The 16,939-nt window shown below is 60.8% G+C and carries 14 protein-coding genes and 3 pseudogenes; 7 read left to right on the top strand and 10 right to left on the bottom strand.

The features are described 5' to 3' along the window. Window positions 1-39 precede the first annotated feature (39 nt). Window positions 40-654: a histidine phosphatase family protein gene (locus GE543_RS19085; RefSeq protein WP_100073468.1), complete on the bottom strand. Its 615-nt coding sequence runs from the start codon at window positions 652-654 to the stop codon at window positions 40-42. A gap of 280 nt (window positions 655-934) precedes the next feature. Between GE543_RS19085 and GE543_RS19080 the strand changes: the two genes are divergently transcribed. Continuing rightward, window positions 935-1,672, top strand: coding sequence for a hypothetical protein (locus tag GE543_RS19080; RefSeq protein WP_153222143.1), 738 nt, complete (start codon window positions 935-937; stop codon window positions 1,670-1,672). A gap of 10 nt (window positions 1,673-1,682) precedes the next feature. Here the strand turns inward: GE543_RS19080 and GE543_RS28000 are convergent. The 5 genes and pseudogenes from GE543_RS28000 to GE543_RS19065 form a co-directional block, all read right to left on the bottom strand. Further along, window positions 1,683-1,838, bottom strand: a pseudogene (locus GE543_RS28000) (GNAT family N-acetyltransferase); the annotation flags it as partial. Next, window positions 1,823-1,900, bottom strand: a pseudogene (locus GE543_RS27495) (type II toxin-antitoxin system mRNA interferase toxin, RelE/StbE family); the annotation flags it as partial. The pseudogenes GE543_RS28000 and GE543_RS27495, both read right to left, overlap by 16 nt. Beyond that, window positions 1,890-2,120 (bottom strand): type II toxin-antitoxin system RelB/DinJ family antitoxin, encoded by a 231-nt coding sequence (locus GE543_RS19075; protein WP_080268384.1) that lies wholly within the window; start codon window positions 2,118-2,120, stop codon window positions 1,890-1,892. The gene GE543_RS19075 and the pseudogene GE543_RS27495, both read right to left, overlap by 11 nt. 15 nt (window positions 2,121-2,135) lie before the next feature. Continuing rightward, window positions 2,136-2,594 (bottom strand): annotated as a pseudogene (locus GE543_RS19070) (GNAT family N-acetyltransferase); the annotation flags it as partial. Window positions 2,595-2,676: 82 nt separating this feature from the next. Further along, window positions 2,677-3,246: a GNAT family N-acetyltransferase gene (locus GE543_RS19065; protein ID WP_153222142.1), complete on the bottom strand. Its 570-nt coding sequence runs from the start codon at window positions 3,244-3,246 to the stop codon at window positions 2,677-2,679. A 160-nt stretch (window positions 3,247-3,406) separates the two neighbouring features. Here GE543_RS19065 and GE543_RS19060 point away from each other — a divergent pair, with 160 nt between their 5' ends. Continuing rightward, complete coding sequence (locus tag GE543_RS19060; protein WP_003372272.1) at window positions 3,407-3,901, top strand: hypothetical protein; 495 nt, start codon at window positions 3,407-3,409, stop codon at window positions 3,899-3,901. 37 nt (window positions 3,902-3,938) lie between these two features. Here the strand turns inward: GE543_RS19060 and GE543_RS19055 are convergent, their stop codons facing one another. The 4 genes from GE543_RS19055 to GE543_RS19035 all read right to left on the bottom strand — a co-directional run bounded on the left by GE543_RS19055 (window position 3,939) and on the right by GE543_RS19035 (window position 11,200). Next, a complete protein-coding gene (locus tag GE543_RS19055; protein WP_003420302.1) occupies window positions 3,939-5,213 on the bottom strand; it encodes an OprD family porin in 1,275 nt (424 codons plus the stop codon). Between the two features lie 647 nt (window positions 5,214-5,860). Further along, the gene (gene aguA / locus GE543_RS19045) at window positions 5,861-6,967 is read right to left on the bottom strand and encodes an agmatine deiminase (protein ID WP_046235980.1); all 1,107 of its coding nucleotides are present in this window, start codon (window positions 6,965-6,967) and stop codon (window positions 5,861-5,863) included. Between the two features lie 5 nt (window positions 6,968-6,972). After that, the gene (gene aguB, locus GE543_RS19040) at window positions 6,973-7,851 is read right to left on the bottom strand and encodes an N-carbamoylputrescine amidase (protein WP_003372277.1); all 879 of its coding nucleotides are present in this window, start codon (window positions 7,849-7,851) and stop codon (window positions 6,973-6,975) included. A gap of 436 nt (window positions 7,852-8,287) precedes the next feature. Continuing rightward, window positions 8,288-11,200, bottom strand: coding sequence for an aminotransferase (locus GE543_RS19035; RefSeq protein ID WP_153222141.1), 2,913 nt, complete (start codon window positions 11,198-11,200; stop codon window positions 8,288-8,290). A 239-nt stretch (window positions 11,201-11,439) separates the two neighbouring features. Here GE543_RS19035 and rfbB point away from each other — a divergent pair, with 239 nt between their 5' ends. From rfbB to GE543_RS19010, 5 genes are all read left to right on the top strand, one after another. Next, window positions 11,440-12,522 carry a dTDP-glucose 4,6-dehydratase gene (rfbB, locus tag GE543_RS19030; RefSeq protein ID WP_153222140.1) on the top strand — a complete coding sequence of 361 codons (1,083 nt, stop codon included), beginning with the start codon at window positions 11,440-11,442 and terminating at the stop codon, window positions 12,520-12,522. 80 nt (window positions 12,523-12,602) lie between these two features. Then, on the top strand, window positions 12,603-13,148 hold the full coding sequence (gene rfbC, locus GE543_RS19025) for a dTDP-4-dehydrorhamnose 3,5-epimerase (protein ID WP_003318259.1): 546 nt from the start codon (window positions 12,603-12,605) through the stop codon (window positions 13,146-13,148). A 170-nt stretch (window positions 13,149-13,318) separates the two neighbouring features. Continuing rightward, window positions 13,319-15,127: an ATP-binding protein gene (locus tag GE543_RS19020; RefSeq protein WP_032609702.1), complete on the top strand. Its 1,809-nt coding sequence runs from the start codon at window positions 13,319-13,321 to the stop codon at window positions 15,125-15,127. After that, on the top strand, window positions 15,124-16,509 hold the full coding sequence (locus GE543_RS19015) for a sigma-54 dependent transcriptional regulator (protein ID WP_046235984.1): 1,386 nt from the start codon (window positions 15,124-15,126) through the stop codon (window positions 16,507-16,509). The genes GE543_RS19020 and GE543_RS19015 overlap by 4 nt, the downstream gene beginning before the upstream one ends. Next, window positions 16,496-16,939, top strand: a 444-nt coding sequence (locus GE543_RS19010) for a YiiD C-terminal domain-containing protein (RefSeq protein ID WP_178118639.1), incomplete at its 3' end; no start/stop codon positions are given. The genes GE543_RS19015 and GE543_RS19010, both read left to right, overlap by 14 nt.

Genomic DNA, 16,939 nt, shown 5'->3' with positions numbered 1-16,939 from the left:
GAGTGCCATCCACTCGCAACGCCTTGGGAGTTGGCTGACTTAGCCTAACCCCCATCCAGCATCGTCTGCGCGCATGGAGAGTACATATCCACCACCATTAAGCACATGGTTCGCGATTTCATACTCACGCCACTCAGCCATAGTCCGCCCACAAATGTCCTGCGGCTTGCGCTCGATCAGCCAGGCGACGGCATTGATGAATTGCCCATGCGAAAACACTGCGATGTTCTGGGCGGGGTGCTCTGCGAGTCGAGCCAGGAAAGTCTGGGCTCTGGTTATAAATTCTGAAAAAGACTCAGCGCCTGCGCCATCCGTAAACGCCGGGTCTGACCTGGCCCAATAGGCGTCGACCCAATCCTTTCTCTGGGCAACGGTCGTGTTGGCACACCGCGCGGGTTCGAGGTAGGTGAATTCCTGAATAGGCCAGGTTTCAAACGGGGAGTCAGGATAGGTAGCTACGGTCGCCATCGCGGTTGCCTGCGCTCGGGAGAAAGGCGAAGCGACAATCAGGTCCGGTGCCTGAGTGAAGGATCGAGCCACTGACTGTGCTTGTTCTAGGCCCTTCAGCGTGAGGGGAACAGTCGCGTGGTCCACACTGGCTTCGCCTGCGTTGGCAGCACTTTGTCCGTGACGAATTAGTCTGACCTGCTTCATTAACCGGAGCTCTGGTGTCGTGGAGAGATTTGGGTTTATTCAGAAGTGTACGCTCCCTGCTGGCAGTGCCTCCCAGTCTCAGAGCGCATAACGTTTAGAGGCTCAGATTTGATCTGACAGTTACCGGGTTTGCTCAGGGCTTTTTCTGCTCGATTTCGTCAGCGCCCACAAGCGCATGATCACTGTAACAACCTGAACACATTACCCCAGCCATATCCCTAAAGCTCCCCCTCACCCCGTCGATACCCTCCATACAACCCCGCAATCATGGATCGATGAAATGGTTATCTCACTCACCCCCGGCGGCAACACGTCTCCCACCATCACCCTGCCCAATTCCGGCATCACGCTCACTCCAAAGCCGCTCACCGATGCGCAGAAAGAAGCGTTTAAGAACGCTGCTGCCAGTACACCCGCTGTCGTTTATCACCCGAGTACCGAAGTGCCTGCGACCACTGAGCCGATGGAAGCGGTTGATACCTGGATAGGTCGCTCGCAGTCGCCTGATTTCCCGAAGATGGCGGCGCAGCACAGTAACTCGACGGAGGCGCTGAAGACGTCGCATGAAGCGTTCACGTCGACGCTGGCGTCGGTGTATCCGGATCTGGCCAGCAAGAAGTTCGGCTTCACGATCGAGGCGGACGGCAATCTGAAGGCGATCAACAGTTCCGGTGAGTTGAGCGAGGCGGATACCAAGCAACTCAATACATTGTTGAATGCGTCCAGCGGGCTGAAAGCCGCTGCGGCTACCTATCGGGAGACGGCCATTGATCTGGTCGACGCCGATTCGCCCTGGAGCGGCAGTTATCTGGGTCGCTACAACCTGAACAAAGAGAACTTCGCCAATTCTCTGGACTTGGGCGCGCTGTTTATTCCCAAGACGTCGACGCCATCGAAAGATCAGATCGACGGCATGTTCTTCAATCAACTGGCGTACAAAGGTGAGCTGCACACCCAGGAATCGGAGGCGGCCATGCTGGCTGCACGTGCGGCGGAGAAAGCTGCCTCGGCGGGTTGATCCCCACCCGTCAGCACATCGGCAAACGTTGCTGGCGGAGGTAGTAGTTGTCGAACTCGCCGCTCTCAACGAGCTGAAACCCGTGGCGAACGTAGAAGCGGTTGGAGTCGCTTTCTTTCAGGGGGCTGATGTGTAACGTGGATGCGGTGGCATCTGCTGACGCACAGTATCTCCTGATTTGTGCCAAACCTTTAGAGCCCGCGCATCGAATTCGAGGTTATAGGTCATCCAGTGAAACCTTGACCCGCTGCGGAGATGCCAGGCGCTCGCGGACAGTTGCCAGTAGCGCTTCGTCTTCATCGGTCATCATGGAGGGTAGCTGGCCGTGCTCAGCTACGTATTGAAGGGTTTGGCGCAGTAATTCCGAGGGGTTGGCGCCAAGCCTTTCCAGCTCGAGGTAAGCACGCGTTTTGAGATCGTCGTCGATACGAACGTTGATAGACGCCATCGGGGCACCCTCAAAACGTGGCGGGCGTAGGTAGTAGTTGTCGAACTCGCCGCTCTCGACGAGCTGAAACCCGTGGCGGACGTAGAAGCGGTTGGAGTCGCTTTCCTTCAGGGCGCCCACTCGTACTGTGGATGCGGTTGCGTCCGCTTGTGCGAACACTTGTCGAAGCACGGCAGCACCAATGCCCTGCCCTTGAACAGCAGGCTTGATGTACAGGTGATCCAGCAACAGGCCGTCGCTGGTTGGTTTAACGACCACGAAGCCGACCTTGCTGCCGGCGACCTGAATGTAGTGTGTGCATGACGCAGAAAACCCTTCACGAAAACGCTCTCGGGCGCGCACCGGATCGAACCGGCCAACGCGCTCGAGGCTTTCGCGCATGGCTTCGATACGTATGGCCACCAAGGTTTCGAAGTCTTCGGGCTGGACCGTTACCAAGGTGATGTCGGGCTCGGTGTTGCGGGTCAACGGCATGCGGGTCGCTCCCTGTTTATCGGGCAATATCACTTGGGCTGGTGTTTCTTGGCAACAAGATAACGCCCGGTCGGCCTCTACGTCAGACGTTCGAAGTGCCTGCTTGCAGCGCTCGCGCCAACCACTCCTCCCGCGTCATCTCCCAGACTTCCACCTCGAACCGTCCACCAACAAACTCCCCGTCCTGCGTGCTCACTTTGCGCATGCCTTCGTTAATCGAGATGCGCCGCGAGGCTTCATTGGGGGCGGCTTTGGGCACTTGCATCAGGGGCATGCCCATCACGTCGAACCACTGTCGATTGATCACGCGGCAGGCCTCTTTCATGTAGCCGTGGCCTTGCCAGTCCGGGTGCAGCCAGAAGCCGCGGTTGTTGCCGGGATGGGTCATCAGGGTGATGCTGCCGATGATGTCGTGGGGCGCGCTCTGCAGGCGGATCATCCAGTGCCACTCGGTGCCGTTTGCTATAGCGGGCAGTGCGACGTCCTGAATGTAGCGCAGCGCACCGTCCTGTGGATAAGGCCACGGGACGCGGTTGTTCAGGTAGCGCACGATGTCCCAAAGCGGAAAGCGTTGCTGAACCGCAGGCGCATCCTCGAGCTGCAGTGGCGTCAGCAGCAGACGTTCGGTGTGCAGCGTGGGGGTAATGGTCATGACGATGTCTCGGTTCGTCGAAACGTGCTCACTGGATGAACGGTCCCGTATGCCGGGGATTTAAGTCGAACTGCTGAAGGCAGGTGTGGGTCTATCCAGCACCTTTTATACATCGGTAACACCAGTGCCCAGAATCATAACGGATGAAACACCCGCGAAAGTGGTGGATGAGCAGCAGGTCAAATTGTTTGGCTCGCCCAAGGAACGGCTGGATTTTTATCGACGCGAGATTCATTACGAAACCACCAACCTGTCCAACCGCACCAACGCCTATTTGTCGGCGCAGTCATTTCTGGTGATTGCTTACGCGTCGTCGATGGCCAACATGAACACGGCCTGGGGCGCGATGTTCACGCTGGTGGTGCCGCCGATGCTGGCACTGTTGGGGCTGCTCAGTACGCTGTTCGCCTGGCCGGGTATTCGGGCGGCGTGCGACATCATCCAGCACTGGCATCACAAGCAGGCGCAACTGTTGCTCAGCGAGCCGGTTATCGGGCTGACCTATGACGATTCGCCGTTGTTCAGCGATTGGGAATCCAGTGAAACCGGGCCGAAAAAGTCCTTGCTGTTCTCCAAGCGCAGTCCTTGGCTGTTCAGCTTTTTCTGGATATTCCTCGGCAGTTTCGCAGTGTTTGTTCAGTTGGTCGCGGACTGAGTCAGGCGACGGCCTTTGCCAGGCCGTCGCCTTCAGATCAGAAAACGTTGATCGGGTAGTCCACGAAGATACGTGTCTCGTTGCCTTCGCTGTTGTAGGCCTGTGCGTCGTCTGAGACCCGCAGGAACGAGTTGCGCAGGCGGATCGAGAGGTCTTTGGCCGGGCCGCTCTGGACCACATAGGTCAGCTGGCTGAAGATTTCGCGTTCAGTGCCGTCGCCGCTGCCTGCGGTGCCATCGTCGATGTTGTCGCCGCGTACGTAGGCAGCCTTGTAGCTCAGGCCGGGCAGGACCAGCCCGGACAGGTCGACGCCATAGGCCGCCTGCCACGAGCGTTCGTCCTTGCCGTTGAAGTCGGACCAGTAGGAGTTGGCGAGGTAGATGGTGTTACCGCCATCACCAAAACCACCGTCGTTGCGATAGCCTCCGTAGGCGTAACCCATGTCACCGGTGCTGCGCTGATGCGCCAGGGTGAAGGAGTGGATGCCCACAGCCCAGGTCGCGGCCAGGCTCCAGATCTTGTTGTCACGTGCGTCGCTGGCAGTGAAGTCTTTATCCAGTCGGGTCTTGTAGCCATTGAAATCGAAGGTCAGCGACTGATCTTGCGGCAAGGCGAAGACGTAGTTCAGGTTCAGGTACTGCTTCTTGAACACGTCTTCGTTGTCCGAAGCGTAGAAAGCGGCGCTGAACTCATCGGTGAATTTGTAGCTGGCGCCGTAGACGTTGATGCTTTTCAGGTCACCACTGTCGCGACCTTCGGCGCTCTTGCGCGCTTCCTGAGTGAAACGCCCGGCGACCACCTCCAGCCCATCGATTTCCTTGGAGGTGATCAGGGTGCCGGTGTAGCTTTCCGGCAGCAAGCGGGAGTTGTCGTAGTTCAGCACCGGCAATTGCGGCATCTGATCGCCGTACTTGATGACGGTATTCGAGAAGCGAGCTTTTACCGCCGCGCCTGCACGGGACAGGTCATCGGCAGCCGCGCCGCTGTCGCCCTGCTTGAAGAAGTCGATGCCGCCATTGCCACTGCGGCCCTTTCCGCCATCAAGGCGAATGCCATACAGCGCAAAGGCGTCGACGCCCACGCCAACCGTGCCCTGAGTGAAACCGGACGCGAAGGTGCCCATGAAGGCCTGGCCCCATTCGGATTTGTCTTCACGGTCGTTCTTGTAGTCGCGATTGATGTAGGCGTTACGCAGGTTGACGTTCAGGCTGCTGTCTTCAACGAAGCCCTTCGAATCCGCCTGGCCCTGAGCCACGGCCTGACCGGCGCTGATGATGCCCAAAGCGAGCATGCCCATACGTGTGTTAAGCATCTTGTCTTCCTTGTTCTGCAAATGACATGCGCTGTGGCGGCGGCCAATGGCCGTCTGGCTTCCTGCCTCTGATCAGGCGGTGGAGAGCCGCACGAGGTCATCGCAGTGGACTACGAAGCACGTACAGGGGGTGGAGCCACAGGCAGTGGGGCGCGAATCCTAGTTCGGGTGCCTGGGGGTGTCAAACGTGTGGATGGCCGGGGCCAGGTCTGGTGTATTGCTTAATCTGTCAGCACGCGCGCCAACGCTTCGAATTCAGCATCGTTGAACAGGCCTGCCGGATAGCGCTGCAGCAGCATGGCACGTACGTCCGGTCTGGCTTTCACGGGCCTGGTCGTCCTTAACCAATCCGCCACTCGCTGGCGTGCCTCGTTACTGAGCGAAGCAGAAAAACCACGGACTCGCTGTTGGCTCATACCTGCATTCATAACGAAAACCTCTTGATTCATGAGGGGCTAAATCTACTGATGCCATGTGACAGTCAAGCTAAGAAAACGGGTTTTCGCCAGTCTGATTTAGGGTCATTCGGATAAACGAGCCCAATTTAGTTATAAGGTAACGCATAAAAAAGCCCGTCAGATGACGGGCTTAATACCAGCAAAAACGGGACCAACTAGTTGCTGTTAGTTACAACTAGTTACTAAGCACTAGTTCTTGTGAGGGGCTGGCTGTTGCTGTGTCAGGCAGTGGATATTGCCCCCACCCAGCAGCAATTCACGGCCCGGTGCCATCACCACCTCATGCTCCGGAAACAGCTTTTGCAGGATCTCGCGGGCCTTTCCGTCCATCGGATCGTCGAAGCTGGGCGCAATGATGCCGCCGTTGACGAACAGAAAATTCACATACGACCCGGCCAGACGCACCGAAGGGTTGCGCTCCTGGCTGCCATGCACCTGATCGACGCCTGCGCATTCTTCTTCCGTGGCGAACAATGGGCCCGGAATCGGCATTTTATGCACGATAAACGCACGACCCTTGGCATCCAGGGTGTTTTCCAAAATACTCAATGCCGCGTGGCAGCGTGAGTAGTTGGGGTCTTCGGGATCATCGGTCCAGGCCAGTAACACCTCGCCCGGACGGATGTAGCAGCAGAAGTTATCCACATGCCCGTCGGTTTCATCGTTGAACAGGCCGTCCGGCAACCAGATGACTTTATCCACAGCCAGGTAATCGCCAAGGATCGTTTCGATCTGTTCGCGGGTGAGGTGCGGGTTGCGGTTGCGATTGAGCAGGCACTCTTCGGTGGTGATCAGTGTGCCCTCACCATCGACGTGGATCGAGCCGCCTTCAAGCACGAAGCCTTCGGTGACGTAACGCGGGCAGCGCTCGATTTCGAGCACTTTGCTGCCCAGCTGCGAATCGAGGTTCCACGGCGCATACAGGCCGCCATCGAAGCCGCCCCAGGCATTGAATTCCCAGTTCACGCCACGCACTTCACCACGGTCGTTGATGACGAACGTCGGGCCGCTGTCGCGCACCCACGCGTCGTTGCTGCTCATTTCCACAACGCGGATGTTCGGCATGTCCAGCCGCGCACGGGCGTTGTCGTATTGTGCAGCGGAGACCGCCACCGTGACCGGCTCAAAGCGGGCGATGGCCTTGGCGATGGCAACGTGGGCAGCCTGGGCAGGCTTGCCACCCAGGCGCCAGTTGTCCGGGCGCTCGGGCCAGACCATCCAGACCTGGGTTTGCGGTGCCCATTCGGCCGGCATGTGGAAGCCGTCGGCGCGTGGCGTGCTATTGAGCGTGGTCATGGCGATCAGGACTCCAGCGAACCGTCGAGGGTCTTCACCGCGCCGTACAGGTTAGGCCGGCGATCACGGAACGTGCCCCAGGCACTGCGGATGTGCTCCAGCTCGTCCAGGTCGAAGCTGTGGACCAGCACGCCTTCTTCGGTTTCGTTGAGCTCGGCGACTTTTTCACCGAACTGGTTGGCGATGAACGACGAGCCGTAGAAGGTGATGTCGTAGCCGTCCTGCTCTTCGTTGCCGATGCGGTTGCTGGCGATCAGCGGCATCAGGTTCGCGCCGGCGTGACCTTGCTGCACGCGCTGCCAGTGGTCGCGCGAGCTGATGGTCTTGTCGTGCGGCTCGCTGCCTATGGCAGTCGGATAGAACAGAATTTCCGCGCCCTGCAACGCCATGCTGCGCGCGCACTCCGGGAACCACTGATCCCAGCAGATACCGACGCCGATTTTCGCGTAACGGGTCTGCCAGACCTTGAAGCCGGTGTCGCCCGGGTTGAAGTAGTACTTTTCGTGGTAGCCGGGGCCGTCCGGGATGTGGCTCTTGCGGTAGATGCCCAGGTTGCTGCCGTCTGCGTCGATGATCGCGATGCTGTTGAAACGCGCACGCCCTGCCAGCTCGAAGAAGCTGATCGGCAAGACGACCTGCAGTTCTTTGGCGATTTTCTGGAAGTGCTTGATCGCGACGTTGGATTCGAGGGTAGTCGCCAACTGCAGGTAGTCCGGGTTCGGCTTCTGGCAGAAGTACGGGGTTTCGAACAGTTCCTGAATCAGAATGATCTGGGCGCCCTTGGCGGCAGCTTCACGTACCAGCTTTTCAGCGGTCTCGATGTTGGCTTCCAGATCCCAGGAGCAGGCCATCTGGGTAGCAGCGACAGAAACGATACGGCTCATGAAAATATCTCCAGGGGCGGTTGCAAAGGACTTAACACCATAGCAGACGAGCGATGACGATTATGAACGCCTTATAGCGGATATAAATCGGCATTAAAAGCTAAAAAAATGTTTTCATCGCATTAAATTTTGAATTTTACCGATATTAATCTGTTTAAGGCTCATGACGGCGCTCATTTCTACGAGATGGGTGTGACGCGCAGGCCCCTTTCGCGAACAAGTTCGCTCCTACGGCCTTCGGCCAGAATCAAAAGCAGATCCGGGTATGACGGTAGTGTCCGGCGGCGCCTTCGCGAACAAGCGAAGCGTCGCCCGGTTCGCTCCTACGGCCTTCGGCCAGAATCAAAAACAGATACGGGTATGACGATAATGTCCGGCCAACCCCTATCGTACCCATGCTCCGCGTGGGTATGCCGTTCTGGACGCTCTGCGTCCTCTATTCCAGTTCGTGCAAAACCTTCGATACGTTATCAACGAAAAAGTCCACGCTTTGGCGGGTGGTGCACATCGGGGGTTTGATTTTAAGGATATTCAGGTAGTCGCCGGTCGGCTGCATGAAGATGCCCAGTTCACGCAGGCGCTCGCACAGGCGGGCGGTTTCTTCTGAGGCGGGCTCCAGGGTGTGCCGGTCGCGGACCAGTTCCATGCCCAGATAAAAGCCCATGCCGTGCACCGCGCCCACCAGCGGATGTTTGTCGGCCAGGGCCTGCAGCCGTGCCTTGAAGTGGTCACCCACGATTCGGGCGTTGTCCCAGAGCTTTTCTTCCTCCATGACATCCAGCACCGCCATGCCGATCCGGCAACTGACCGGGCTGCCACCGGATGACGAGAAGAAATAGCCCTCGGCCTCCAGCGCCTCGGCGATCTCACGGCGGGTGATCACCGCGCCCAGCGGATGGCCGTTGCCCATGCCTTTAGCCATGCTGATGATGTCCGGCACCACGCCCTGCTCTTCGAAGCCCCAAAAGTAATGACCCAGCCGGCCATAACCCACCTGCACCTCATCGGCAATGCACACGCCGCCCACCGCGCGGACCTTCTGATACACCTGTTGCAGATACCCCGGCGGCAAGGAAATCCCACCCGCATTGCCATACACCGGCTCGCAGATGAAGCCCGCCACCTGCCGCTGCTGCTCAGCCAGCGTGGCAAGGGCCTGATCGACACTGCACAGGTACTCCGGCGCACTGTCCGCGCCCCTGAACGGCCCGCGATAGGTGTTGGGCGCGGTGACCGGATGCACCCAGTCCGGGCGCGTGCTGAGTGCCTGCGGGTTGTCGGCGATCGAGGTTGAAATGGCATCGGTTGCCACCGACCAGCCGTGATACGCCTCCAGCACACTGAGCATGTCGCGGCCACCGCTGTAAGCCCACGCCAGCCTGATCGCGAGGTCGTTGGCCTCGGTGCCGCTGTTGACCAGAAACACGCGATCCATGCCCTCGGGGGCCAACTTGAGCAGGCGCTCGGAAAACTCGGCGATCGCTGCATAGTGAAAGCGCGAGTTGGTGTTGAGCAGCGACCACTGCCGCGCCGCCTCGTGGGCCATGCGCGGATGGCCATGACCGAGAACCGCGACGTTATTGAGCATGTCCAGATAGGAGCGGCCCTGCATGTCGATCAGGTGATTGCGCCAGCCGCGCTCGATCTGCGGCGGGGCCTGGTAGTAATGCTTTTGCGAGCGGGCAAAGCTGGCATCACGGCGCGCCAGTAATTGCGCGGCGTCTTGCAACGCTGGCGCATCACAATCAAAACCCAGCAGGGCCGATGGCGACGGGCACACTGCGCGCCAGACATCTGCCCAGGCCGGTGTGCTGAACAGCGGCGGGCTGAGGTCTGGCGCCGTACACAATTGCAGCAACAGCGAACCACCGCCCTGCCCGATCAACGAGCCCGCCGCCACCTGACCCGCTAGCGAAGCCTCCGGCAATACACCCCACAGCTTCAAACTGATGCGCTCGCCGACCAACAGCACCGCGGCATCGGCCGTCAGCCGCAAGGTGCCATCGAACGGCGCATGCAACGGCGTTGTAGCGGGCACATGCAGTTCGACGTGCAGCGCAAAGGTCTCCGGCTCGCTGGCGCAGTCAGGCAAGGTACGTGACAGACGGTATTCACCGAACCTGCTGGCCGCCAGACCATTGTCCCCGGCCGCTTGCGACAGCAGATATTCATCGATGCCGCTCTGTTCCCAGTTGCCTGCCACGAAGTGTTCGCTGAGCACGCCCAGATCCACCAGCACCGGCTGAAGCCCCGCCAGGCTGGGCAACAATGGCGAATAGGCAGGTTGCTCGACGGGCGGCAGGTCCAGACCCACCGCGCGCAGAATGGCGACTTCCATCAGCGCCATCGGCACCGAAGTGGCGACATCGAAGATGTTCCATTCGCCGGCAAGGTTGGCCTGGATATAGGCATTGCCAGGCTCGACGCTGGCCTGTTGTTCGCTGCTGAGCACAAGCACTGCGGATCGAGCGACGATCAGCGGCCAGAGCGCCTGCAATTCCTCGATCTTCAGCGGATTGAGGGCGTGATAGGCGGCAATGGCCGGGAGGATGTACAGCGGATCACCCTCGGCATGGTGCAGCAGCGCCGCGCAGGTCACCGACAGATCGGCCACTCGCCAGGTACTGAGCAGATCGCCGAAATCAATCAGCCCCTGCAACTGCCACGGATGCCCCGCCTCACGCCGCCAGACTGCGTTGTGCTCGGAGATGTCCAGATGCACCGCCTGGATCGGCAGTGCCGCAATCAATGGCAACAAACGGCGATGAGCCTGCTCGCCCGCTTCGATCAGACAAGCGCGGGCGTCGGCATCTTTGATCACCGGCAGCAGGTGCTTGATCAACGCATGGGCGTGGCGCGGGTCCCACTGCAGGATGCGCTGCAGACCGGGATGGTCGAAATCGGCCAGCGCGATATCCACATGGGCACACAGCTCGCCCAGCTCGACCACGATGTCACGCCCCAGATGCTCGACATGCCCCAGCGATTGCCCGTCGATGAACTCCAGCAGGCGCACATGCACCGCCTGCCCGTCGATGTCGACCGACAGTAACTGCTCGGTGTCATTGGCGCGGATCACGCCCGGCACCTTGAATGTACTGTGGCCGGCCAGATGATGCAGCGCCGCGTGCTGGGCGTTCAGCTCGGTGGTCGAATACGCCCCGTGGCAGATTTTCAGCACATAACGCCGCGTGCCGGTATCCAGCAGAAAGTTGCGATCCTGCTGGCTGCCCAACGCTTTCAGCGTACCGCTCAGCCCGTAGTGCTCAGAGAGCAATTGCGAAGCCTGGTCCACGCTGACCTCGGGGCAAGGCAGACTGGATCGGCGAATAAGCGTGGCAAGCGGCATGGAGAACCTCGTTGTTGTCAGGCCCACGCTCGTTGAGCAAGGCGTGATGGGCAGTCGCGCAACTATAGGGGCATTGACTATAGGGGGATTGTGCTGCGCGACCAATCCGCACTTGCACGCCAGGTCGGAAAACAGCCGGCATTTTATTCGATCTGCTGCTCGGGTTTAATGATCCGATCATGTCATACGCGCTCAAGCGCTATGCTGCATTACTCCAGAACACACAAGAAGGTCAGTTCATGCGAATACTCGTTACCGGAGGCGCAGGTTTCATCGGTTCTGCACTGATCCGCCACCTGATAAACAACACCGAACACGAAGTGCTGAACTTCGACAAATTGACCTACGCGGGCAACCTTGAATCGTTGCAGTCGATTGCGACCGACACGCGCTATGAGTTCGTGCAGGCGGATATCTGCGACCAGGCCCGCGTCAGCGCGGTGCTCGAGCGCTTTGCGCCGCAGGCGATCATGCACCTGGCGGCTGAATCCCACGTCGACCGCTCCATCGATGGCCCGGCCGAGTTCATCCAGACCAACATCGTCGGCACGTACAGCCTGCTGGAAGCCACGCGTGCCTGGTGGCTGAAACTGCCGGAAGCGCAGCGCCAGGCGTTCCGCTTTCACCATATTTCCACTGATGAAGTGTATGGCGACCTGCACGGTGTCGATGATCTGTTTACCGAAACCACGCCGTATGCGCCCAGCTCACCCTACTCGGCGAGCAAGGCGGCGTCCGACCACCTGGTGCGCGCCTGGCACCGCACCTATGGCCTGCCGGTGGTGGTGACCAACTGCTCCAACAACTACGGGCCGTTCCACTTCCCGGAAAAGCTCATCCCGCTGGTGATTCTCAACGCCCTGGCGGGCAAGCCGCTGCCGGTGTACGGCAATGGCCTGCAGGTGCGCGACTGGCTGTACGTCGAGGATCATGCGCGGGCACTGCTCAAGGTGGTGACCGAAGGTGAGGTCGGCGAGACCTACAACATCGGTGGCCACAACGAGCAGAAAAACATCGACGTCGTGCGTGGTATCTGCGCGCTGCTCGATGAGCTCGCCCCGCAGCACCCGGCAGGCGTCGCACAGTACAGCGACCTGATCACCTACGTGGTCGACCGTCCGGGCCACGATCAGCGTTACGCCATCGACGCCAGCAAGATCGACAACGATCTGGGCTGGACGCCCGAAGAAACCTTCGAGTCCGGGCTGCGCAAGACTGTGCAGTGGTACCTGGATAACCTGGACTGGTGCCGCAGGGTTCAGGACGGCAGTTATCAGGGCGAACGACTGGGCTTTAGCGAGCCTAAAGACCTGATTGCCTGATCAGCACCCTTCTCGGCAGGCGCGCCTCAGGGCAGACTGCCGAGTCGCCACGACTTATTCAACATTGCAGGGGAAGCCACGTGAACGTAGTCGCAACAAAATTGCCGGAAGTCCTGATTCTCGAACCCAAGGTATTCGGTGATGAACGAGGCTTTTTCTATGAAAGCTTCAACGCCAAGGCTTTTCAGGCAGCCACTGGCCTGACCCGCGAATTCGTGCAGGACAACCACTCGCGTTCGCAGCGCGGCGTCCTGCGCGGGCTGCACTATCAGATCGAAAACGCCCAAGGCAAACTGGTGCGCGTCACGGTCGGCAAGGTGCTAGATGTGGCCGTGGACATTCGCCGCAGCTCGCCGAACTTCGGCCAGTGGGTCGGCGTCGAGCTGTCCGCTGAAAACGCCCGTCAGCTGTGGGTTCCGGAAGGCTTTGCCCATGGTTTCGTGGTGCTCAGCGAACACGCCGAGTTCCTCTACAAGACCACCGACTACTACACGCCTTCGGCTGAACGCTGCATCGCCTGGGACGATGCGGATCTGGCCATCGACTGGCAGTTCGACGGCCAGCCCAACCTGTCGGCCAAGGATCAACAAGGCAAGCGCCTGAAAGAAGCCGACCTGTTTCCCTGAACCCGCCACCAAAGGCCGCCCGGCGTAATGTCCGGGTGCCTGACAAGCCGGCGGCGGGCATAATACGCGCCTGATGCCCACGTCAGGATCGACCGGGTGTTTCTGTTGCCTGCCACGGCGTGATCGCCAGCAGGCATCGTCAACCCTTCGGCGACGGCCAATCGATGACCATGACTCCCGCACTGCCGCGCCGCCCTCGCTGGCGCAGCCTCGCCCTTCTGGCACTCTGCCTGGCGCCGTTGCTGTGGCCGCTGGAGCATCTGGCCGAACGTTATTACCGCAACGTGCTGGCCAATCAGAACCGCCAGACCCTGGACCTGTACGTCGCCAACCTGCTCGGCACCCTGCACCGTTACGAAACCCTGCCGCAGATCCTCGGCGACCTGCCGGCCTTGCGCGCCGCACTGGCGGCACCGGGCGACACACCTACCCTGGCAAACGCCAACCGTCTGCTCAGCGAAATCACGCGCCAGACCGGTGCCGATGTCATGTATCTGATGGACGCAAACGGCCTGACCCTGGCGGCTTCGAACTCGGAGCAGAAGGACAGCTTCATTGGCCGAAACTTCTCGTTCAGGCCCTATTTCATCGATGCACGGGCGGGCAGAACCGGGCGGTTCTTCGGCCTCGGCACGACCTCTGCCAAGCGTGGCTACTTTTTCGCCGGCCCGGTGCGTGACGGTGAGCGGATCATCGGCGTGCTGGTGGTCAAGGTCGATCTGGACCACACCGAAACCCTGTGGGGCAAGACGCCCGAACAACTGCTGCTGACCGACCAGAACGGCGTGGTGATTCTGACGTCCAACCCCGAATGGCGCTTTCGGGCGACCCGCGACCTGACCGATGACGAGAAAAAAGCCATCGTCGCGATCCAGTCCTACCCGACCCGCGATCCGCGCCCGTTGAGGATCGATGAACACGCCTGGCTGACCCAGACCCAGGCCATCGAAGAAACCGGCTGGAACGTCAACATCCTCGCGCCTCGCGCCCTTGTCGACCGTCAGGTGCGCACGGTGGTGGCGATTGGCGGCGCAGCGCTGCTGGTGCTGATGTTGTTGCTGGGCCTGATGATGCAGCGTCGTCGTCATTATCTGGACCGCATCGCGTTCGAGGCCAAGGCGCGCCGCGAGCTGGAGATGCGGGTTATCGAACGGACCAGCGATCTGGAGGGGCTCAACAGCCGGCTGCGTCAGGAAGTGCTGGAGCGCGAACAGGCGCAACAGGAGCTGGTGCAGGCCCAGGACGAGCTGGTGCAAACCAGCAAACTGACGGCGCTGGGCACCATGTCGGCGAGTATCAGCCATGAGCTGAATCAGCCGTTGGCCGCCATCCGCAGTTACGCCGAAAACGCCGAAGTGCTGCTCGATCATCAGCGCACCGAGGACGCACGCGGCAACCTCAAGCTGATCAGCGAACTGACCGGGCGCATGGCCTCGATCATCGCGCACTTGCGCGCCTTCGCCCGTCGCGACCGCCACGCCCCTGAAAGCGTGGCACTGCAACCGGCGCTGGAAGATGCGCTGGCGCTGCTGGCCAAGCGGCGGCGCGCCATGGAAGTCGAACTGATCCGCGACCTGCCGGACGCCACGATCTGGGTGCAGGCCGGCGAAACCCGTCTGCGTCAGGTGCTCGGCAATCTGCTCGCCAACGCGCTGGACGCCCTCACTGAAAAAGGCCCGCCACGCAGGCTGTGGATAAGTGTCGAGCAGACCGCCGAGGGCGTTAACCTGTACATTCGTGACAACGGCCCCGGCTTTTCCCAGGAAGCACTGGCGCGGGCCCGCGAGCCCTTCTTTACGACCAAGACCCGCACCCAGGGCCTTGGCCTCGGTCTGGCCATCTGCGATACGCTGATGCGCGCGCTGGGCGGCGAGTTGCTGTTCGCCAACCATCCCAGCGGCGGTGCGCTGCTGACCCTGCGCCTGCGGGCCGGTGCTTCCGGAGCCAATCTTCAACCGCCAGAGGACCTTTCTGCATGAGTTCGGACACAGCCATCGACAGCCAGATTCAGGTGGTGCTGATCGACGACGATTCGCACCTGCGTCAGGCACTGCGCCAGACGCTGGACCTGGCTGGCCTGAACGTTCTGTCGCTGCCCGAAGCGACCGGGCTGGCCGAGCGCATCGGCCGCGACTGGCCGGGCGTGGTGGTCAGCGATATTCGCATGCAGGGCATGGATGGCCTGGAACTGCTCGACCAGCTTCACGCGCAGGACCCCGACCTGCCGGTGCTGCTGATCACCGGGCATGGCGATGTACCGCTGGCGGTAAAGGCCATGCGCGCCGGGGCCTACGACTTTCTGGAAAAGCCCTTCGCCAGCGACGCCATGCTCGACAGCGTGCGCCGTGCCCTGGCGCTGCGCCGTCTGGTGCTGGATAACCGCAGCCTGCGCCTGGCCCTGAGTGATCGGCAACAACTGAGCACACGCCTGATCGGTCAGTCGCCGCCGATCCTGCGTCTGCGCGAACAGATCGGCGCATTGGCCGGGACGCGGGCCGACGTGCTGATCCTCGGCGAAACCGGCGCAGGCAAAGAAGTGGTCGCCCGCGCGCTGCACGATCTGTCCAACCGCCGCAGCGGCCCGTTCGTGGCGATCAACGCCGGCGCGCTGGCTGAATCGGTAGTGGAAAGCGAGCTGTTCGGTCACGAGCCAGGGGCCTTTACCGGCGCGCAGAGGCGGCGTATCGGCAAGTTCGAGTTTGCCAACGGCGGTACGCTGTTCCTCGATGAAATCGAAAGCATGAGCCTGGACGTGCAGGTCAAGCTGCTGCGCCTGCTGCAGGAGCGCGTGGTCGAGCGAATGGGCAGCAATCAGCAGATCCCGCTGGACATCCGCATCATCGCCGCGACCAAGGAAGACCTGCGGCACGCGGCCGATCAGGGCCGCTTCCGGGCAGACTTGTATTACCGACTGAACGTGGCCTCGCTGCGCATCCCGCCGTTGCGCGAACGGGGTGAAGATGCGCTGATGCTGTTCGAACATTATGCCGATGCCGCGAGCATGCGCCACGGCATCCCCAAGCACGAACTCAAGCCGGGCCAGCGCGCGCTGCTGTTGCGACATAACTGGCCGGGCAATGTCCGGGAACTGCAAAACGCTGCCGAGCGTTTTGCATTGGGTCTGGAACTGGAGCTGGAAGGCGCTGATGCAGAGCAGGCGCCACCGCCGGGCGGCGGGCTGAGCGATCAGGTGGAAAGCTTCGAGCGCGCGTTGATCGCCGCCGAACTGGCGCGCCCGCACAGCTCGGTGCGCAGCCTGGCGGAAGCGCTGGGTGTGCCGCGCAAGACCCTACACGACAAACTGCGCAAGCACGGCCTGACGTTTGGCGACAGCAGCGGAGCTTCCGATGACAACGATTGAGCCTGAACATGACGCCGCCCACGCGCTGGAGCAGGTGCTGCACCACGACATCCCGCTGACCCGCGAGATGGGCATGCGCGTGATTGACTGGCACAACCAGACCCTGCGCCTGCACCTGCCGCTGGCACCCAACGTCAACCACAAGAGCACGCTGTTCGGCGGCAGCCTGTATTGCGGCGCAGTACTGGCGGGCTGGGGCTGGCTGCACCTGCGACTGCGTGAGGCCGGGATCACCGATGGGCATATCGTGATTCAGGACGGACAGATCAGTTATCCACTGCCAGTACGCAGCGACGCCATCGCCCGCTGCGACGCGCCCGAGCTGGCGCAGTGGGACAAATTCATCGCCACCTACCAACGCCGAGGCCGCGCCCGCCTGACCCTGCACACCTGCATCAGCGAGCAGGACAGCGAAGAACACGCCGTGCGC

Source organism: Pseudomonas sp. SZ57 (assembly GCF_009495975.1).
Lineage (GTDB): Bacteria > Pseudomonadota > Gammaproteobacteria > Pseudomonadales > Pseudomonadaceae > Aquipseudomonas > Aquipseudomonas syringae.
This window is presented reverse-complemented; position numbering and strand designations above follow the sequence as displayed.

What these genes read in the sequence shown, in the direction of transcription:
- GE543_RS19085 (WP_100073468.1), bottom strand. Translation starts at nt 654, where the DNA reads ATGAAGCAGGTCAGACTAATTCGTCACGGACAAAGTGCTGCCAACGCA.
- GE543_RS19080 (WP_153222143.1), top strand. Translation starts at nt 935, where the DNA reads ATGGTTATCTCACTCACCCCCGGCGGCAACACGTCTCCCACCATCACC.
- GE543_RS19075 (WP_080268384.1), bottom strand. Translation starts at nt 2,120, where the DNA reads ATGGCGTCTATCAACGTTCGTATCGACGACGATCTCAAAACGCGTGCT.
- GE543_RS19065 (WP_153222142.1), bottom strand. Translation starts at nt 3,246, where the DNA reads ATGACCATTACCCCCACGCTGCACACCGAACGTCTGCTGCTGACGCCA.
- GE543_RS19055 (WP_003420302.1), bottom strand. Translation starts at nt 5,213, where the DNA reads ATGCTTAACACACGTATGGGCATGCTCGCTTTGGGCATCATCAGCGCC.
- aguA (WP_046235980.1), bottom strand. Translation starts at nt 6,967, where the DNA reads ATGACCACGCTCAATAGCACGCCACGCGCCGACGGCTTCCACATGCCG.
- aguB (WP_003372277.1), bottom strand. Translation starts at nt 7,851, where the DNA reads ATGAGCCGTATCGTTTCTGTCGCTGCTACCCAGATGGCCTGCTCCTGG.
- GE543_RS19035 (WP_153222141.1), bottom strand. Translation starts at nt 11,200, where the DNA reads ATGCCGCTTGCCACGCTTATTCGCCGATCCAGTCTGCCTTGCCCCGAG.
- rfbB (WP_153222140.1), top strand. Translation starts at nt 11,440, where the DNA reads ATGCGAATACTCGTTACCGGAGGCGCAGGTTTCATCGGTTCTGCACTG.
- GE543_RS19020 (WP_032609702.1), top strand. Translation starts at nt 13,319, where the DNA reads ATGACTCCCGCACTGCCGCGCCGCCCTCGCTGGCGCAGCCTCGCCCTT.
- GE543_RS19015 (WP_046235984.1), top strand. Translation starts at nt 15,124, where the DNA reads ATGAGTTCGGACACAGCCATCGACAGCCAGATTCAGGTGGTGCTGATC.